The following is a 21,621-nucleotide window of genomic DNA, read 5'->3' as shown; positions in this document are numbered from 1 at the left end:
AATGGGTGGTTTTTCCCAGGGATAGTTACATCCCTCTGGTGGACATAACCACAGGAATACGCGCACCTGCAAGGAGAAGAATATGAGTAACGCAAAAGTTGTTGATGTTATCATTCGAAAAACGGCAGAAAAAACGAAATTAACCGGTGAAGGGAATCTCTCGGTCTCTATTTCATCGCCGAGCGTGATTGAAATTCAGGGTTCTGCTCAGGACGTGGTGCGTTATGTCCGCCAGGGGAATGACCTCCTCATTTATATGAAAGATGGCAGCGTGATCCGCTGCAATAATTATTTTGTCGAAGACACGGAAACCCATAATCATTCCGAACTGGTATTTAACGATAACCAGGAGTTGACGCATATTTCATTTGCCGATGCCGGGGAAGCATCAGGCGTTGCCGCCACCGAATTAACCGCCCAGGCTGCACCCATTAGCAGCATTGAACCTTTTCTGGAGCAGGGAAGCGTCTTAAGCGATGCGCCGTGGGGCTGGATTGCCGGAGCGGCGTTGGGAGGCGGTGCGATTGGCGCACTGCTGGCTCACGGCGGTGACGGCGAAACCAAAACAAAAGTTATTGATAATACGAAAGAAGTCGAAAGCGCCACGCCAACATTTTTGCTGACGGATAACGCGGGTGACAAGCAGGGGGTGCTGAGTGCAAAAGAGGTCACGGATGATAACACCCCAACCTTCAGCGGTACCGGGCAGCCGGGCGCGACCATTCAGGTTAAAGACAGCAGCGGCAGCACCATCGCCAGCACCATGGTCGCAAAGGACGGCACCTGGACGGTAACACTTCCGACCCAGGCGGACGGGGAACATACCTGGTCCGTCGTCCAGATCGACGGCAGTAAAACGACCTCTGCGGGCAGTATTACCGTAACCGTTTCTACAGCGGATACCAGCGTGACGCTCGCCACCACGGCGGGCGATAACGTGATCAACGCCAGCGAGCAGGCCGCTGGCTTTACGCTGTCCGGCACCAGCAAAAACCTGGCGCAGGGAACGGCGCTTACCGTCACGCTGAACGGTAAAACCTATTCCGCAGAAGTGGGGGCAAACGGCGCATGGAGCGTGAAGGTGCCTGCTGCTGACGCGCAGGCGCTGGGCGATGGTACCTGGACGGTCAACGTCAGCGGCAAAGACGCGGCGGGCAACACCGTGACCGGCAGCCAGACGATTGGCGTCGATACCGCTGCGCCAGCGATTTCTGTCGACACGATCGCCCAGGACAACATCATCAACGCGGCTGAACATAATCAGCCGCTGACGCTGACCGGAAAAACCGATGCGGAAGCGGGCCAGATTGTGACGGTCACGCTGAACGGCAAAAATCACACGGCGACCGTGGGCAGCGACGGCACCTGGTCCGTTACGCTTTCGGCCAGTGAAGTACAGGCGATGGCTAACGGCGAGCACACCCTGACGGCAAACGTCAGCGACAAAGCGGGTAACGGGGCCTCCACCACCGCCGATTTCACGGTCGATACCGTAGCGCCAGTGGTCACTATCAACACTGTCGCGGGCGACGACATTCTGAACACCAGCGAGCAGGGGCAGGCTCAGATTATTTCCGGCCAGGCGAACGGCGCGGCGGCGGGCGACGTTGTCACCGTGACCGTTGGCGGCAAGACCTTTACCGGTGTCGTCCAGGCGGACGGCAGCTGGAGCGTCGGCGTGCCAGCCTCTGTCATTGGCGCGCTGGGTGAAGGTAGCCACAGCATTTCGGTCTCCGTGACCGATGCGGCGGGCAACACCAGCAGCGCGACGCACGGCATTACGCTCAGCGGCAACCCGCCGGAATTTACCCTTGACCCCATCAGCCAGGATAACGTCCTGAATGCGCTGGAGGCCATGCAGCCTCTGAGCCTGAGCGGGACCAGTAATCTGCCGAACGGCAGCGCTGTCACCGTGACGTTGAACAACGTTAACTATCAGGCCACCGTTGAGAACGGTAGCTGGTCCGTTCAGGTGCCAGTTTCCGACGTGCTGGATCTGGCGAATACCCTTTACACCGTGAGCGTCAGCGGCACCGACAGCGTGGGTAACAGCGGCTCCGCCGAGGCGAATCTGCTGGTCGATACCGCGCTGCCGCAGGTGATCCTCAACACCTTTGCCGGGGATAACCTGGTCAATAACGCCGAAGCGGCGGTTGACCAAACCCTCAGCGGACGCGTCACCGGCGCGGCGGCGGGCGATACCGTCTCTGTCACCGTGGGCGGCAAGAGCTACACCGCGACGGTTGGCAGCGACCTGAAATGGAGCGTGACCATCCCATCGGCCGACCTTCAGGCGTTTGGCGACGGCGAGTTAACCTTCAGCGCCTCTGTCACCAATGCGCACGGCAACACCGGCACCGGCGAACGTGATATCAACATCAACGCCGAACTGCCGGGCCTGCGCGTGAACACGATCTCTGGCGATGACGTGATTAACGCCATTGAACAGCAGCAGGATCTGGCCGTGACCGGCTCCAGCACTCATCTGGCCGAAGGCACACAGATCACCGTCACCATCAATAATGTTGAATACGTCACCACGGTTAACGCCAGCGGCAGCTGGCAGATTGGCGTGCCGTCGGCGGACCTTCAGGCATGGACGGCGGGAGGCATGACCGTCAGCGTCAGTGCGGAAGATGCCTGGGGCAACACCGTGGCGGCTGAACACCCGATCGAGCTTGACCTGAACGCGGTGGCCGTCACCATCGATACCGTAACCACTGACGATAGGCTCAACGCGGCGGAAAAAGGCGCGGATGTCACCCTTTCCGGTCAGACGCAGGGCGTAGAGGCCGGGCAAACCGTGGTGGTGAAATTCGCGGATCAAACCTTTACCGCACAGGTGCAGCAGGACGGCTCCTGGCGCCTGACCGTTCCGGCGAGCGCGATGGAAACGCTGATCGACGGGCGGGCGCAGGTGAGTGTCAGCGTGACTAACGTCAACGGCAACAGCGCGGACGCCTCACGCGTGGTGATTGTCGATACACAGCCGCCAGCCATTACGCTTGATAACCTGACCGACGACAACATCATTAATGCGGCAGAAGCGCAGCAGGATCTGGTGCTCAGCGGCAGCACAACCGCTGAAGCGGGCCAGACGGTCACCGTGACGCTGAACGGTAAATCTTACCAGACCACGGTCCAGGCGGACGGTCGCTGGCAGTTGAACGTGCCTGCCGCCGACGTTGGCGCGCTGACCGATGGCAATGTCACCGTCACGGCCACCGTCAGTGACGTGGCGGGCAACAGCAGCAGCGCGGACCGCGTTGGGCTGGTGGATGCCACCGTGCCGCAGGTGACCATCAACGATTTCGTCACCGACACCAACACCGTTAACCAGCTGGCCCATTCACAGGCGCAGATCCTGAGCGGCTCCGTCACCGGCGCGGCGGCGGGTGATTTGGTCATCATCACCATCAATAACGTGGACTACACCACCGTGGTGGATGCGGCGGGCAACTGGAGCCTCGGCCTGCCTGCGTCCGTCGTTCAGGGGCTGACGGACGGCACCTGGACCATTAACGTCTCCGTGACCGATCGGTCCGGCAACACCGGCAGCAGTTCAGTGGATGTAGTGGTCAATACAGTCACGCCTGTAATCGGTATTAATACGCTGGCAGCGGATGACGTGATCAATGCGGCAGAGAAGGGCGAAGATCTGCTGCTTTCCGGTACCAGCAACCAGCCGGAAGGAACCACCATCACCGTTAATCTGAACGGTATCAACTATGCAGCCACCACCGACGCCAGTGGCAACTGGAGCGTTACCGTACCCGCCTCTGCGGTGAGCGCGCTGGGTGAAGCCAATTACACCGTGACGGCGAGCGTCACCGATAATGTGGGCAACAGCGCCTCTGCCACGCACGATGTGCTGGTGGACAGCTCGCTGCCGGTTGTTACCCTCAACAACGTCGCGGGCGACAATATCGTTAACGCGGCGGAAGTGGCCGCAGGGCAAACCCTGACCGGGAAAGTATCGAACGCGGCATCGGGCGATACCGTCACCATTATCATCGGCGGGCAGACATACACGGCTACCGTACAGGACGATCTCACCTGGAGCCTGCCGTTAACCCAGAGTCAGTTAACCGCGCTCGGCAACGGCGACCTGACCGTATCGGCCAGCGTGACGAACGCGCACGGTAATACCGGATCGTCTTCCCTGGATGTCACCATTGACGCCCAGTTGCCCGGCCTGCGCATTGATACCGTCGCCGGTGACGACGTCATTAACGTTATTGAACACGCGCAGAACCTGGTTATCTCCGGCACCAGCACCGACCTGGCGGCGGGTAGCACCGTCACCGTGAGCATCAACGGCAAGAGTTATTCCGCCTCGGTACTGGCGGACGGCACCTGGCAGGCTGCGGTTCCGGCCGCGGACGTCTCCCGGTGGGCGGATGGAGCGCTCACCATCAGCGCCAGCGCGCAGGATACCTCCGGCAACCCGGTGAACATCGGTACCGTGGTGGATGTCGATCTCGCCCCGGTGGCGATAAGCATCAACAGCGTGACGGACGACAACGTGCTGAACGCGGCAGAAAAAGGCCAGGATCTGGTGCTGTCCGGCTCCTCCTCGAACGTTGAAGCGGGCCAGACCGTTACCATTATCTTTGCGGGTAAAACCTGGACCACGATGGTCGATGCCAACGGCGACTGGACCTGCACCGTACCGGCTGCCGAACTGAGCGGCCTGAAGGATGGCGACGCCAGCGTACAGGTTAGCGTAACCAACATGAACGGCAACGCGGCCTCTTCCTCGCAGGCATTCAGCGTCGATACCGCCGCGCCAGCGGTCACCATCAACACCATCAGCGGCGACAACATGCTAAATGCGGCAGAGGCGGCGCAGGACCTGACCCTGAGCGGGACGTCTACTGCCGAAGCAGGCCAGACGGTCACCGTGACCTTCAACGGCAATCAGTACACCGCCCAGGTGCAGGCAAACGGCAGCTGGACGCTGGATGTACCGGCGGCGGATCTGGCGGGGATCGCAGACGGTAGCGCGGCGGTCACGGCGACCGTGTCCGATAAAGCGGGCAACCCGGCCAGCGCGGGGGCGTCCGTGCTGGTCGACACTACCGTGCCGCAGATTACCTTCAACATTGTGGCGGGCGACGACATTGTTAATATTGCCGAGCACGGCCAGGCGCTGATTGTCACCGGCAAGGTGACGGGCGCGCAGGCGGGCGATGTGATTACCCTGACCCTGAACGGCAAAGACTACACCGCCATGCTGGACGGTGCCGGTAACTGGAGCGTGGGCGTTCCGGCGGCGGACGTGGGCGCGCTGGCTAACGGCGATCAAACGATCTCCGCCACGCTCACCGATAAAGCGGGCAACAGCACCAGCGCGACGCACGCGTTTGACGTCTCCCTGACCGCGCCGGTGATTGCCATCACTACCCTGGCGGTTGACAACGTGATCAACGCGACCGAGAAAGGTCAGGATCTGCTGGTCTCCGGCACCAGCAACCAGCCGGACGGGACCCTCATCACCGTAACCCTGAACGGTATCAGTTACGCCGCCACCACCGATGCCAGCGGTAACTGGAGCGTCACCGTTCCGGCGGCAAACGTCTCGGCACTGGGCGAAGCGAGCTACAGCGTGACGGCCAGCGTGACCGATACCGCGGGTAATAGCGCGTACACCAGCCATAGCGTGCTGGTCGACAGCGCGCTGCCGCAGGTCACCATTAATGCAGTTGCCACCGACGACGTGATTAACGCAGCGGAAGTGGCTTCCGGACAAACCCTGAGCGGGAAAGTGAGCGGCGCGGCGAGCGGTGACACTGTCACGATCGGTATCGGGGGCAACACCTATACCGCGACGGTTCAGGACGATCTGAGCTGGTCGGTTAACGTGGCATCTGACGTCTTAACCGCTATCGGTAACGGCGATCTCACCGTAACAGCGAGCGTGACCAACGGCCACGGCAACACCGGCACCGGCGAGCGCGACATCACGATTGATGCCAGCCTGCCGGGCCTGCGCGTGGATACCGTGGCAGGCGACGATGTGATCAACAGCATCGAGCATACTCAAAACCTGATTATCACCGGCTCCAGCGACGGGCTGGCGAGCGGATCGGCGCTGACGGTCACCGTCAACGGCAAAACCTACGCGGCAACCGTGCTGGCGGACGGCACCTGGACGGCGGCTATTCCGGCGGCTGACGTCGGCGCGCTGAGCGCAGGTACAGTCACCGTGACCGTTGACGGCCAGAGCGCGGCGGGTAATCCGGTTTCCATCAGCCATGACGTGAAGGTGGATCTGGCGCCGGTCGCCATCAGCATCGACGCCGTAGCTACCGACGACGTGATTAACGCAGCCGAGAAGGGTGCGGATCTGGTGCTGTCCGGCTCGACCACCAACGTGGAAGAAAACCAGACCGTTACTATCATTTTCGGCGGTAAGACCTATAGCGCGACGGTGGATGCCAGCGGCCACTGGACGGCGACCGTACCGTCTGCCGATTTGGGCGGACTGAAAGACGGCGACACCAGCGTGCAGGTCAGCGTCACCAACGTAAACGGCAACAGCGCCTCTGCGGGCCGCGAGTACAGCGTGGATGCCACCGCGCCGACGGTTTCGATTGAAATCGTCAGCGACAACAACATCATCAATGCTGCCGAAGCGCAGCAGGATCTGGTCATCAACGGCGTCTCTGACGCGGAAGCGGGCCAGACCGTGACCGTGACCCTGAACGGCGAGAATTACACCACCACCGTGCAGGCGAATGGCAGCTGGAGCGTCACCGTACCGTCTGCGGATGTCGGCGCGATTTCCGACGGCGATTACACCATCACAGCAGCCGTCCTGGATAAAGCGGGTAACCCGGCCTCGGCGGATCTCGATGTGCTGGTGGATACCACGGTGCCACAGCTGACCATTAACGCCGTTTCCGACGACGACGTGATCAACAGCGCCGAGCATGCGCAGGCGCTGATTGTCACCGGTTCCGTGACCGGTGCGGCGGCGGGTGACGTGGTGACCGTCACCATCAATAACAAAGATTACACGGCGACCCTGGACGCTTCCGGCAAGTGGAACGTGGGCGTGCCTGCGGCGGACGTGAGTGCTCTGACTGCCGGGGATCACACCATCACCGCGGCGCTGACCGATAAAGCCGGAAACAGCAACAGCACAACGCACGAGGTTGAAGTCAACCTCACCGCGCCGGTGCTGACCATTGACACCGTGTCCGGTGACGATGTGATCAACAACACCGAGAAAACCCAGGATCTGACCATCACAGGTACGGCTTCCGGGCTGGTGGCGGGCGCGGTGGTGACCGTGATGCTCAACGGCAAAGCGTACAGCGCCACGGTAGCTACCAATGGCCAATGGACTACAACCGTTCCGGCGAGCGAGGTGGGGCAACTGGGTGAAGCGCTTTACACCGTGTCGGCCTCCGCGACGGACAGCGTCGGCAACAGCACCAGCACCTCGCACACCGTGAACGTGGAATCCGTTCTGCCGGGCGTGATTATCAACACCGTGGCAGGTGACGACGTCATTAACGCGGCGGAGCTGGCAACCGGCCAGACCATCAGCGGTAAGGTGGTGAATGCCGAAGCAGGCAACACCGTGACCGTGACCATTGGCGGCAACAGCTACACCGCAACGGTGCAGAGCGATCTCACCTGGTCCGTGAGCGTGCCGGAGTCGGTGCTGACCGCACTGGGCAACGGCGATTTAACCGTGTCAGCCAGTGTCACCAACGGCGTGGGCAATAGCGGAACGGGCGAGCGCGAAATCGTGATAGACGCGAATCTGCCGGGCCTGCGCGTGGACACCGTGGCGGGCGATGACGTGATTAACAGCATCGAACACGGGCAGAATCTGATTATCACGGGTTCAAGCGACGGCCTGACGGCGGGTACGGCGCTGACCGTCACCGTAAACGGTAAAACCTATGCGGCTACCGTGCTGGCAGACGGCACCTGGAGTGCGGCGATCCCTTCTGCGGACGTGAGTGCCCTTGCCGCAGGCACGGTCACCGTGACCGTTGAAGGGCAGAGCAGCGCGGGCAATCCGGTGACTATCAACCATGATGTGACGGTGGATCTGGCAAACGTCGCCATCAGCATTGACGCCATCGCTTCCGATGACGTGATCAACGCCGCCGAGAAGGGCGCGGATCTGGTGCTCTCCGGCACCACCTCGAACGTCGAAGAAAACCAGAACGTCACCATCACCTTCGGCGGCAAGAACTACACCGCCACGGTGGACGCTGAGGGTAAATGGACCGCCACGGTGCCGTCTGCGGATCTGACCGGTCTGAAAGACGGCGACGCCAGCGTGCAGGTCAGCGTCACCAACGTGAACGGCAACAGCGCGTCTGCGGGACGCGAGTACAGCGTGGATGCTACCGCGCCGTCCGTGACCATCAACACGATTGCCACCGACGATATCCTGAACGCCTCAGAAGCGCAGTCCGACCTGGCAATCTCTGGCACCAGCACCGCCGAAGCAGGCCAGACGCTGACCGTATCGCTGAACGGCAAAGATTACACCACAACCGTGAGCGCGAACGGCAGCTGGACGCTGAACGTTCCGGCGGCGGATCTGGCAGGATTAACCGACGGCAGCGTGACGGTCACTGCCTCAGTCAGCGACAAGGCGGGTAACCCGGCATCGGTTGATCACACTCTGACGGTGGATGTGACCGTTCCTGGGGTGACCATCCACACCGTTGCAGGTGACGATGTGATTAACGCGGCTGAACACAATCAGGCGCAGATCGTCAGCGGCTCCGCCACCGGCGCGGCAGCGGGCGATAAGGTCACCGTCACGATCGGCGGCCAGACTTACACCACCGTGCTGGACGCGGCGGGTAACTGGAGCGTGGGCGTTCCGGCAAATGTGATTTCAGGCCTCAGCGACGGTACGGTGACCGTCACTGCGTCTGTCACCGACGCGGCGGGCAACACCGGCAGCGGCACGCATAATGTGACCGTCGATACCGGTCTGCCGTCGGTCAGCTTCAACGCCATCAGTGATGACAACGTCCTGAACGCCGTTGAAAAAGGGCAGGACCTGAGCGTCAGCGGCACCAGCGCCAACCTGACGGAAGGCACCGTGGTGACCGTAATTCTGAACGGCAAAAACTACACGGCGACAACTGCGGCAGACGGCACCTGGAGCCTGACGGTTCCGGCGGCGGATCTGGCCGGTCTCGGTCAGGCCAGTTACACCCTGAACGCGACCGCCACCAACGGCGTGGGCAACAGCGTGAGCAACACCGCGAACCTGCTGGTGGACACCGCGCTGCCAACCGTCACCATCAACACCGTGGCGGGCGACAACGTCATCAACGCGGCGGAAGTGGCGGCAGGTCAGACCCTGAGCGGCACCGTGGCGAATGCCGAAGCGGGCAACACCGTGACCGTGACTATCGGCGGCCACAGCTACACCGCAACGGTGCAGAACAATCTGTCCTGGTCCGTCAACGTGCCGTCTGACGTGCTGACCGCACTCGGCAACGGCAGCCTGAGCGTGACGGCAACCGTCACCAACGGCCACGGCAACACCGGGACCGGCGAGCGCGAGATCGCTATCGACGCTAACCTGCCGGGCCTGCGCGTGAATACCGTGGCGGGTGATGACGTGATCAACACCATTGAGCACGCGCAGAACCTGATTATTTCAGGCTCCAGCGACGGGCTGGCGCCGGACACGGCGCTGACGGTTACCGTCAACGGTAAAGATTACGCGGCAACGGTACTGGCAGACGGCACCTGGCGCGCGGCGATCCCGTCCACCGACGTGAGCGCGTGGCCGGAAGGCACCGTGAAAATCAGCGTTACCGGCGACAGCGCGGCGGGTAATCCGATCACCATCAGCCACGACGTGACCGTGGATCTGGCTACCGTTGCCATCAGCATCAATGCGCTTGCCACCGACGACGTGATTAACGCGGCGGAGAAGGGCGCGGATCTGGTGCTGTCCGGTGCGACCACCAACGTGGAAGCCGGGCAGACCGTGACCATCAGTCTGAACGGCAGGATCTACACCACCACCGTGGACGACAGCGGCAACTGGACTTACACCGTGCCGTCAGCGGATCTGGCTGGCCTGAAGGATGGCGACGCCAGCGTGCAGGTGAGCGTCACCAACGTGAACGGCAACAGCGCGTCTGCGGGCCACGAGTACAGCGTGGATGCTACCGCGCCGTCCGTGACCATCAACACGATTGCCACAGACGATATCCTCAACGCCACGGAAGCGCAGTCAGACCTGGCAATCTCCGGCACCAGCACCGCCGAAGCGGGCCAGACGCTGACCGTGTCGCTGAACGGCAAAGATTACACCACAACCGTGAGCGCGGACGGCAGCTGGACGCTGAACGTTCCGGCGGCGGATCTGGCAGGATTAACCGACGGCAGCGTGACGGTCACTGCCTCAGTCAGCGACAAGGCGGGTAACCCGGCATCGGTTGATCACACTCTGACGGTGGATGTGACCGTTCCTGGGGTGACCATCCACACCGTTGCAGGTGACGATGTGATTAACGCGGCTGAACACAATCAGGCGCAGATCGTCAGCGGCTCCGCCACCGGCGCGGCAGCGGGCGATAAGGTCACCGTCACGATTGGCGGCCAGACTTATACCACCGTGCTGGACGCGGCGGGTAACTGGAGCGTGGGCGTTCCGGCCAGCGTCATTTCAGTCCTCAGCGACGGCACCGTGACCGTCACTGCGTCTGTCACCGACGCGGCGGGCAACACCGGCAGCGGCACGCATAATGTGACCGTCGATACTGGTCTGCCGTCGGTCAGCTTCAACGCCATCAGCGATGACAACGTCCTGAACGCGGTAGAAAAAGGGCAGGACCTGAGCGTCAACGGCACCAGCGCCAACCTGGCAGAAGGCACCGTGGTGACCGTAATTCTGAACGGTAAAAACTACACGGCGACAACTGCGGCAGACGGCACCTGGAGCCTGACGGTTCCGGCGGCGGATCTGGCGAGCCTGGGCGAAGCCAACTACACCCTGAGCGCGACCGTCACCAACGGCGTGGGCAACAGCGTGAGCAACACCGCGAACCTGCTTGTCGACACCGCGCTGCCAACCGTCACCATCAACACCGTGGCGGGCGACAACGTGATTAACGCGGCGGAAGTGGCTGCGGGGCAGACCCTCAGCGGCAGGGTAACGAACGCTGAGGCGGGCAACACCGTGACGGTGACCATCGGCGGCAACAGCTACACCGCGACGGTGCAGAGCGATCTGACCTGGTCCGTGAACGTGCCTGAGTCGGTTCTGACGGCGCTGGGCAACGGCGATTTAACGGTGTCTGCGACCGTCACTAATGACCATGGCAATTCGGGAACGGGCGAGCGCGATATCACTATCGACGCCAGCCTGCCGGGGCTGCGCGTGGATACCGTGGCGGGCGATGACGTGATCAACAGCATTGAGCATGGTCAGAATCTTATCGTCACTGGCTCAAGCGATGGGCTGGCGGCGGGCACTACGCTCACCGTGACCCTGAATGGCAAGACCTATGCCGCGTCGGTACTGGCAGACGGCTCCTGGACCGCGGCGATCCCGGCGGCAGACGTGGGCGCTCTGGCCGCAGGCACGATGACCGTCACCGTAGCGGGCCAGAACGCGGCGGGCAATCCGGTCTCCATCAGCCACGACGTCACCATCGATCTGGCAGCCGTGGCGATCAGCATCGATGCCATCGCCACCGACGACGTGATTAACGCGGCGGAGAAAGGCGCGGATCTGGTGCTTTCCGGCAGCACATCCAATGTGGAAGAGAACCAGATCGTTACCATCACCTTTGGCGGCAAGTCTTACACCGCCAAAGTCGATGCCGACGGTAACTGGACGGCGAGCGTGCCTTCCTCGGATCTTGCGGGTCTGAAAGACGGCGACGCCAGCGTGCAGGTGAGCGTCACCAACGCGCACGGCAACAGCGCTTCGGCGGGCCGCGAATACAGTGTAGATGCCACCGCGCCAACCGTGACGATTGACACGGTCGCAGGCAACAACGTGATCAACGGCAGCGAAGCGGCTGCGGGCGTGGCCATTTCCGGCACCACCACGGCGGAAGTCGGTCAGACGGTAACCGTAACCTTCGGCGGGAACAGCTACACCGCGCAGGTTCAGCAGGGCGGCGTCTGGAGCGTTAACGTGCCGGGCACAGACCTGTCCGCCCTGGCGGATAACGGCTACACCGTGCAGGTGAGCGTGAGTGACGCCGCGGGTAACCCGGGCAGCGCGGGTAAAGCGATTACGCTTGATACCACGCCGCCGACCGTCAGCTTTAACGTCGTGGCGGGTGATGACGTCATCAACAGCGTGGAGCACGGGCAGGCGCAGATCGTCAGCGGCACCGCAACCGGCGCCAGCGTCGGCGATAAGCTGATTATCACCATCGGTTCGAATCAGTACACCACCACCGTTGACGCCAGCGGTTACTGGAGCGTGGGCGTTCCGGCCAGCGTGATTTCCGCACTGACCGACGGCACCGTAACCCTCAGCGCGACTATCACCGACAGCGCAGGCAACAGCAGCACCCAGACCCATGACGTGGTGGTAAATACCGCATCGGTCGCGCTGACCGTCAACACCCTCAGTGGTGATGACGTGATCAATGCGGCAGAAGCGGGCGCGTCGCTGGTTATCAACGGTTCCAGTGCGCAGTTCGCCAGCGGTACGCAGGTCACTATCACCCTGAATGGTAAGAGCTATACGGCCACCATTCAGAGCGACGGCGCCTGGCAGACCACCGTTCCGGCCGCCGACGTGGGCGCTCTGGCCGACGGCGCGAGCTACCAGGTTTCTGCTTCGGCGCAGGACAGCGCCGGGAACAGCGCCTCGGCGACGCATACCATCAGCGTGGACACCACCGTGCCGGTGATTAGCGTGAACACGTTGTCGGGCGACGACGTGCTGAATGCGGCGGAAGCTCAGCAGCCGCTCACCGTACACGGCTCTTCCAGCGCGGAAGCAGGCCAGACGGTGACCGTCACGCTGGGCGGAAAAACCTACACTGCGCTTGTCGGCAGCGATGGCACCTGGACGCTGGACGTTCCGGCGGCAGACCTGGCCGCACTGAGCCAGGGTGCGCTGACGGTGACCGCCGTGGTCAACGATAAAGCCGGTAACAGCGGCCAGACGACCCATACCTTAACGGTCGATACCGTCGCACCAGCCGTCACCATCAGCACCGTGGCCGATGACGATATCGTCAACAACGCCGAGCAGCTGGCGGGGCAGACTATTAGCGGGACCACCACCGCGGAGCAGGGCCAGACGGTGACCGTCTCCTTCAACGGGCACAGCTATCAGGCGACCGTTGGAGCAGACGGTTCGTGGTCGGTCTTCGTGCCGGGCCGCGACTTCCTCGGCCTGAGCGATGGGGATTACACCATTACGGCTACGGTGAGCGATAAGGCGGGTAACCCGGGCAGCGCAACACACGACGTGACGCTGAACGGCGACGTGCCGACCATCGTCATTAACACCTTTGCCCAGGACGATATCGTCAACGCCGCCGAGCACGGCACGCCGCTAATTGTCAGCGGCACCACCGACGCGCCTGCGGGCCAGACGGTGACCATTACGCTTAACGGTAAAACCTACACGGCTACCGTTCAAAATGACGGCACCTGGAGCTATACGGTCGGCAGCGCAGACGTGACCGCGCTGGCGGACGGCGGTTCGTACGTGATCAATGCGCAGGTGAGCAACGCAATCGGCAACAGCGCCAGCGATAACCACAGCGTCACCGTGGATCTCACCGCACCGTCAATGGGGATCAGCATTGATTCCCTGCAAAACGATACCGGCCTGAGCGCGAGTGACTTCATCACCAACGATAAGCAGGTGGTGGTGAACGGTTCCCTGACCGCGCAGCTCGGTAATAACGAGAAGGCGCAGATCAGCCTGGACGGCGGCGTCACCTGGATTGACCTGACCGTGACCGGCACCACCTGGCGCTACACCGATGGGCGTACCCTGACGGACGGGACGTACCCGTACCAGGTGCGCGTCATTGATAATGCGGGCAACGTTGGGGCAACGGACAGCCAGGACGTGGTAATCGATCTGACGAAGCCTGCGGCGACGAGCATTACCGTGGATTCCGTCTCGCAGGATACCGGCCTGTCCGACAGCGACTTCATTACCAGCGACAACCAGATTAGCCTGAAAGGGACGCTCGGCGCGGCCCTGGGCAGCGGCGACCACGCGCAGATCAGCCTGGACGGTGGCGCGACCTGGACTGACGTGAGCGTCAGCGGTCTGAGCTGGACCTACGTTGATGGCCGCACGCTGGCCGACGGAGACTACAACTACCAGCTGCGGGTGATTGACGACGCGGGGAATATCAGCGCCACCACCAGCCAGGTGGTGACCATTGATACCGTCGCGCCGGACGCCAGCAAAACGATCGCTATCGACAGCATCAGCGACGATACCGGCCTGAGCAGCAGCGACTTTATCACCAATGATACCTCCCTGACGCTGCACGGCTCGCTCGGCGCAACGCTGGCCGACGGCGAATATGCCCAGATTAGCATCGACGGCGGAGTCAGCTGGCAGAACGTGATCGTCACCGGCAACAGCTGGTACTACGTGGACGGCCGCACGCTGGGTAACGGCACCTATGACTACTATGTGCGGGTAATAGACATCGCGGGTAACATTGGTGGGTCGGCATATCAGAAGGTGACCGTGGACCTGGTGGCGCCTGATAGTGCGATTACCGTCAGCATTGACAGTATTTCAACCGATACGGGCTATAGCGACAGCGACTTCCTGACTAATGATACGTCACTGACTATCAATGGTTCGATTGGTGCGCCGCTTTCCAGCGGTGAATATGTGCAGATCAGCGTCGATAACGGTTTGACCTGGCAGTATGTCACGATGAATGGCAACCGCTGGAGCTTCATCGATATCCGCGATTTGCCTGAAGGGGAACATACCTATCAAGTTCGGGTTGTAGATTTAGCGGGGAATACAGGCGCAACGGCTGAGCAGGTGGTTACCGTCGATCTGACGCCGTCTAACACCGCAGCGACAATTATTAGCTATACGGATGAGGTAGGCTCATCACGCGGTGAGTTTAGTGCTGGCACGACAACAGACGATCGTTTGCCTGTGCTAAACGGCACGTTGTCTTCCTCGCTTTTGACCGGCGAGCTGGTGCGTGTGTATCGCGCCGACGGCACCTTGCTTGGCGAGGCTGACGTAAACGGTACTTCCTGGTCCTTCGCCTTGACGGATCCGCTGGTAGATGGAGAAAAAGGGGAATTTTATGCGGTCGTTGTCGATGCCGCTGGAAATGAAACCACACCTTCACCTGTGTTTGATTTCACCGTTGATTTGCAAATGTATGTAGAGGTGCAGGATACCCTGGATACCACGCCGATTATCACCGGCCGCGTTGACTTCGAGATCCTCGATGGTGAATACGTTGAAGTGACGGTCAACAATGTGGTTTACAGTTCTCGCAATGGCGTTGTCGTTGTTGATCCTAAGAACAGTACCTGGTACGTGCAGATCCCTGACGCAGACGCCCTGGCGCTAGGCATATATGATGTCAAGGCTGCACTTTACAAAGCTGACGGCACGCAGATCACGGCGGATGACTCCGCGAACGAGCTGACGGTATCACCGACGCCGGAAATAAGTTTTACCTCGACCGCAGCCTCTTCGCAGGATACGGGCACGGCACTGACTCTGGCTGAAGATGGCTCATGGAGGATCCTCAGCAATTCTACGGTCTTTACCCAGAACGCAACCAGTTCGACGACGTTAGGTTCATTCAGCTCCGTCGCAATCAGTGGTCCGGACAGACAGCAGCAATCAACATTTGTCGACTTTGACCGTGATGGCCTGATGGATATCCTCGGTGCAGATACCAGTTATGCAAATGGCCAGCAGTCTTTCAAATACAATGCGGACGGCACCTACACCACCTTCCAGGTGGGTTCTAATGGCGTTGCGGGACAGACAAATGATGTCAATGGCAACACATGGAGTTGGTACGGCGGCGTAATGGGCATTGATATTGATGGGGATGGATTTGTCGACATGGTATACGGCGATGGATCTCCAAACGATTCCAACGCACCGGGTGGCTATGATACGCAAATCGTAATGAACACGGACGGCACTATTATCGGCTTTGACAAAAGTGGTGCTTATGTTGAAACCGCTACAACCCAGGATGGGGTGGCATCGACCAACAATAACAATGCGCAAATGAGCCGCGATCTCTCTGGCGTGGATCTCAACAATGATGGCTATGTCGACATTGTGTATCACGGGACGGTAGGCACCAACTATACCTCAGGCGGAGGCTCCAGCAGTGCGAATACCCGACTGGTGGTCGCGACCAATGGCGTGGATGCAAACGGTAATTATACGCTGACCAATACCCAGATTGTGACGGGGGTTTTCTATGGAAATCAGGGGACGACGAGTAATTATTACACCACTATGACCTGGGCCGACCTTAACGGCGATGGCTATATGGATCTCTTTGTGGGAGGGCTAACCGGTCAGGGTAACGCCACCAGTGCCGTTTTCTACAACGATGGTGCCGGGAATTTAACCGCGGCGGCTAACGGTGTGGGAACCGGGTCGAATGTTCAGACCTTTGGCGACAGCGTAAACAGCATGACCTCGCTGGCGGTGGACTGGAACGGTGATGGCAAGATGGATCTGATCGAGATTGCGGGCGCAGCGGGCAGCACAGTTGCCACTAACGCCAACAATATCGGCATGCTCTGGCTCAACAATGGTGTGAACGCCGGTACAGGGCAGGTTAACTGGTCATCGCAAACGCTGTTAACGGGCGCAAATCAGGGCAGCACTAACGTCACCACGGGAGCACTAGCGCTCGACCTTGATTATGATGGCGATCGCGATTTAGTCGTGTTCCGCGCGGCGGGTGGCAAGACGGAGTACATCGAAAATACCAGTACCATCAACGATGGAACCAGCATCATTCTGCGTATTTCTGACGCCAACGGTATTAACGCCTTCTATGGTAATACGGTACTGCTGGTAGACGAGAGTACCGGTAAAGTTGTTAGTTCACAGGTCATTAACCCGCAGGGCGGCGTGAACATGAACGATTCGACAGGGCTGGTGTATTTCTACGGTCTTGATGCGAGCAAGTCTTACAGCGCTGTACTGCTTTCTAATGCTAATGACTTTGGCGGTGTTTCGTCCGTCAGTTTCGACTCTTCCGGGACAACGAATACCATCGAGAACGTCAACGCTTCCTGGGCGGGACTCAAAGCGGTAGAGAAGAACCATGCCTATGTATTGACCGCAGAAAATGGGGATGCAGTCGTTGATAGCGCCCAGGCCGCAACGGATGGAAGCAATTCAGTAGGTATTGTAGGAACAGGTTACAACGACACGCTATACGCAACGGCCGGTACGCATATTTATAACGGTGGCGGCGGTAGCCGCGTGGTATCCGATGTGAACGTCTGGACCGCCGAAGGGGGAATGGATATTGTCGATTACAAGCTCGCTGGTTCGACAGCGCTGAATATCGATCTCAGTAAGACCGGTATGCAAGATACAGGTTTTGGTTCTGCACGGTTTGTCAACATTGAAGGGCTGGCTGGTGGAAATGGTGACGATGTCTTTACAGGCAATACCGCGGATAACTTCTTTGAAGGCCGCGGCGGTAACGACACCTTCAACATCGGCAGCGGCGGTCAGGACACGCTGCTCTATAAGCTGATCAACGCGTCTGACGCGACGGGCGGCAACGGTAGCGATGTGGTGAACGGCTTTACCGTCGGTACCTGGGAAGGGACGGCAGACACGGACCGCATCGATCTGCGCGACCTGCTTTCCGACAGCGGCTATACCGGCACCGGCTCGGCGAGCTACGTGAACGGCGTGGCGACGCTGGACAGTAGCGCGGGCAACATTGCTGACTACATCCGCGTGGTGCAGAACGGCAGCAACACCGAGATCCAGGTTGACCTCGACGGGACGGGCGGCCAGTTCTCGCCAACCACCCTGGTGACGCTGAACGGCGTGCAGACGGATCTGGCGACGCTGCTGGCAAATCATCAACTGTTAATTGCGTAAAACAACGCCGCGGGGAGCGATCCTCGCGGCTTTTTGCGTTTCTTTACATTAATAGCCATAACCCTCTATTTCACAAGATTATTTTGCGGGCTCGTTTAGGTAACGTTCGATTTCTAATCATCTCGCAAAGGTATCATTTCAGTGCGAAATCATCGCCCTGAACAGGACGTAGCATTATGAAGACACATCCACAGTACGAACCCTGGTTGCAGGGCATGCTCATCATCGCTAAGCACTATCGGCTGGATTTTTCGGCGGAGCATGTTCGGGTCACGATTAACCATGAAAGCCAGTCTTCGCGCCAGCTGGTGCTGGAGGAGATGGCGCGCCAGCTTGGGCTGGGGATGCGTTGGGTAGCGGCGGAAGCCGTATCGCTCGACCCGTGGCGCTTACCGCTGCTGGCGGAGTTCACCGGCGGGCAAATCGCGGTCATCAACCGTATGGACAACGAAGGGAACATCAGCGTGCAGTTCAGCGGCGACGGCGGCCTGGAGACGACGCTGACGCGTGACGAACTCGGTTCGCGGTTAAAAGGGCTGATGGTGCTGCGTCCCCTGGAGTCCACGCCGGATGCGCGCGTGGATGATTACATCAAACCCTATGAGAAAAACTGGTTCTGGCAGCTGGCGCTGAAAGACTGGCGTCGTTACAGCGATATTATGCTGGTGGCGCTGGTCGCCAACGTGCTGGCGCTCTCCGGCATGGTCTTTTCCATGCAGGTGTATGACAGGGTGGTGCCGTCCCAGTCGGAGGCCACGCTGTGGGTGCTGTTTGGGGGCGTGATGATCGCTATCGTGTTTGAATTCATCATGCGCATGCTGCGGGTGCATATTTCGGATGTGGTAGGGAAACGCGCCGACCTGCGTATTTCCGAGCGCGTGTTTGCCCACGCCCTGAGGATTAAAAACGGCGCACGGTCGAAATCGACCGGGTCGTTTATCGCCCAGATCCGCGAGCTGGAGTCGGTGCGGGAGCTGATCACCTCCACCACCATTGCGGCCATCTCCGATCTGCCGTTCTTCCTGCTGTTCGTCTTCATTCTGTGGATGATTGGCGGCCCGCTGGTGCTGGTGGTGCTGCTGGCCGTGCCGCTGCTGCTCATTCCCGGCCTGCTGGTGCAGCGCCCGCTGGGAAAACTCTCCAGCGAAGGGATGCGTGAATCGGCGATTCGTAACGCCACGCTGGTGGAAGCGGTGCAGGGGCTTGAGGACATCAAGCTGATGCGCGCCGAGCAGCGGTTCCAGAACCAGTGGAATAACACCAATGACGTTGCCGCCAGCGTCGGCATGAAACAGCGCTGGCTGACGGGGCTGCTGCTGACCTGGACCCAGGAGGTGCAATCTATCGTCTACGCCGTGGTGCTGCTGGTGGGCTGTTACCTGGTCATCAGCGGCGACATGACCACCGGTGCGCTGGTGGGCACCTCGATTCTGGCGTCCCGCACCATTGCGCCGCTGTCGCAGATTTCCGGCGTGCTCTCCCGCTGGCAGTCAGCAAAGGTGGCCCGCAAGGGACTGGATGACCTGATGCAGCGTCCGATTGACGATCCCCAGCACGGCAAAAAAGTGCATAAAGCCCACCTGCGCGGTGATTATCAGCTGGACGACGTCGGGTTTTATTACGACGAAGAAGAGAAGCTCACCGTGCTGAACGTCAGCAAACTGCACATTCGCGCCGGGGAGCGCGTGGCGGTGCTCGGGCGGAATGGTTCGGGGAAAAGCACTTTGCTGCACCTGCTGGCGGGAATGCAGGAGCCACAGCAGGGCAGCATTTTGCTGGACGATATTGCTCTCAATCATCTTGACCCGGCTGACGTACGCCGCGATATGCAGCTGCTCAGTCAGCAGGCGAGGCTGTTCTTCGGCTCCGTACGCGACAATATCCTGATGGGTAATCCGCTGGCGACAGACGAGGAAATCCATCAGGCGCTGGTCAATAGCGGCGCGCTGGAGTTTGTGCGCAAGCAGAAAATGGGGCTGAACACCATCATCAACGAGGGCGGAATGGGGCTTTCCGGCGGGCAACGTCAGGCGCTGTTGCTGGCCCGCGCGCTGATCACCTCGCCGAATATTCTGCTGCTGGATGAACCCACCGCCTGGCTGGATGAGGTCAGCGAGAAGCAGTTTATCCAGCATCTGCACCAGTGGCTCGGTAAGCGCCGGACGCTGGTGGTGGCGACGCATCGTCTGCCGATTCTGGACCTGGTTGACCGCATCATCGTGCTGGAAAACGGCAAAGTGGTGATGGATGGCCCTCGTGATGCCATTTTACGCCAGCACGGAATGGCCCCGCAGCAGGCGCCGCAGCGCACGGTTAGACTGAAAACGGAGGGCGTGGCATGAATGATTTCTCCCGCTTTAATAGCCGACTGAAGGAGCCCCGCCTGCCGCGATCGTCGCTGGTGGCATGGTCGCTGTTTGCCCTGCTGGTGGTGTTTATTACCTGGGCCAGCCTGTTCCAGCTGGATGAGGTCACTACGGGCAGTGGCAAGGTGATCCCGTCCTCCCACGAGCAGGTGATCCAGTCCCTGGAAGGGGGGATTATCCACAGTCTGATGGTGCGCGAAGGCGATATCGTCGAGCGTGGTCAACAGCTTGCCCAACTGGACCGGACGAAAACCGAGTCCAGCGTGCTTGAGAGCGAGTCTCGATTAAATGCTGCGATGGCGACAGCCGCGCGTCTGAATGCTGAAGTGAACGACACCGGGCTGACATTCCCGGCAGAGCTGGATGACGACGTTGAGCTGGTTAAACAGGAAACGGCGCTTTACCAGTCTCGTCGCGAAAGCCTTGAAAAAGGGCTGGCGGGTTTACGCCAGGGAGCGGATCTCGTGCAGCGTGAACTGGCATTAACGCGCCCGCTGGTGACGCAGGGGGCGGCCAGTAAGGTCGAAGTCTTACGCCTTGAACGCCAAAAAAATGAGCTGGAGAGCAAAATCACCGAGATGAAAAACCAGTACTACGTTCGCGCCCGCGAAGAACTGGCGAAAGCGAACGCGGAAATCGAAGCGCAGCGTTCGGTGATGAAAGGGCGCGAAGACTCACTCACCCGCTTAACGTTTAATGCGCCGGTGCGTGGCATCGTGAAAGACATTGACGTGACGACGGTTGGCGGGGTGATCCCGCCGAACGGCAAACTGATGAGCCTGGTACCGCTTGATGACCAGATGGTGATAGAAGCGAAAATCTCGCCGCGCGATGTCGCGTTTATCCATCCCGGGCAAAAAGCGCTGGTGAAAATCACCGCTTATGACTACTCCATTTACGGCGGGCTGGAGGGGGAGGTGACGATGATTTCACCGGATACCCTTCAGGACGAGGTGAAACGGGATGTTTATTATTATCGCGTTTATATCCGTACAGACAGTAACCATCTGACTAACCGGCAGGGCAAGGAATTCCCGGTGTTTCCGGGCATGATAGCTACGGTTGATATCAAAACCGGCAGTAAATCCGTCATTGATTATCTGCTGAAACCGTTAAATAAGGCAAAAGAGGCGCTGCGCGAGCGATAAAAAAGGCGTTCAGCAA

Annotated in this window: 3 protein-coding genes; all 3 read left to right on the top strand. The window is 60.1% G+C overall.

The window, feature by feature from the left end:
• Positions 1-82 precede the first annotated feature (82 nt).
• Positions 83-18,091 carry an Ig-like domain-containing protein gene (locus tag AC4OVS_RS11675; RefSeq protein ID WP_491922432.1) on the top strand — a complete coding sequence of 6,003 codons (18,009 nt, stop codon included), beginning with the start codon at positions 83-85 and terminating at the stop codon, positions 18,089-18,091.
• Positions 18,092-18,267: 176 nt separating this feature from the next.
• Complete coding sequence (locus tag AC4OVS_RS11670; protein ID WP_491922431.1) at positions 18,268-20,433, top strand: type I secretion system permease/ATPase; 2,166 nt, start codon at positions 18,268-18,270, stop codon at positions 20,431-20,433.
• Positions 20,430-21,605: an HlyD family type I secretion periplasmic adaptor subunit gene (locus AC4OVS_RS11665; RefSeq protein WP_022648066.1), complete on the top strand. Its 1,176-nt coding sequence runs from the start codon at positions 20,430-20,432 to the stop codon at positions 21,603-21,605. Before AC4OVS_RS11670 ends, AC4OVS_RS11665 begins: the two co-directional genes overlap by 4 nt.
• Positions 21,606-21,621: the final 16 nt, after the last annotated feature.

The sequence above is a fragment of the Enterobacter sp. 4974935 genome, assembly GCF_058661735.1.
The sequence above is the reverse complement of the archived record's forward strand: the minus strand, read 5'-3'. Positions and strand labels throughout refer to the sequence as shown.

Coding starts and splice junctions, on each gene's coding strand:
- AC4OVS_RS11670 (WP_491922431.1), top strand. CDS start 18,268: ATGAAGACACATCCACAGTACGAACCCTGGTTGCAGGGCATGCTCATC.
- AC4OVS_RS11665 (WP_022648066.1), top strand. CDS start 20,430: ATGAATGATTTCTCCCGCTTTAATAGCCGACTGAAGGAGCCCCGCCTG.
- AC4OVS_RS11675 (WP_491922432.1), top strand. CDS start 83: ATGAGTAACGCAAAAGTTGTTGATGTTATCATTCGAAAAACGGCAGAA.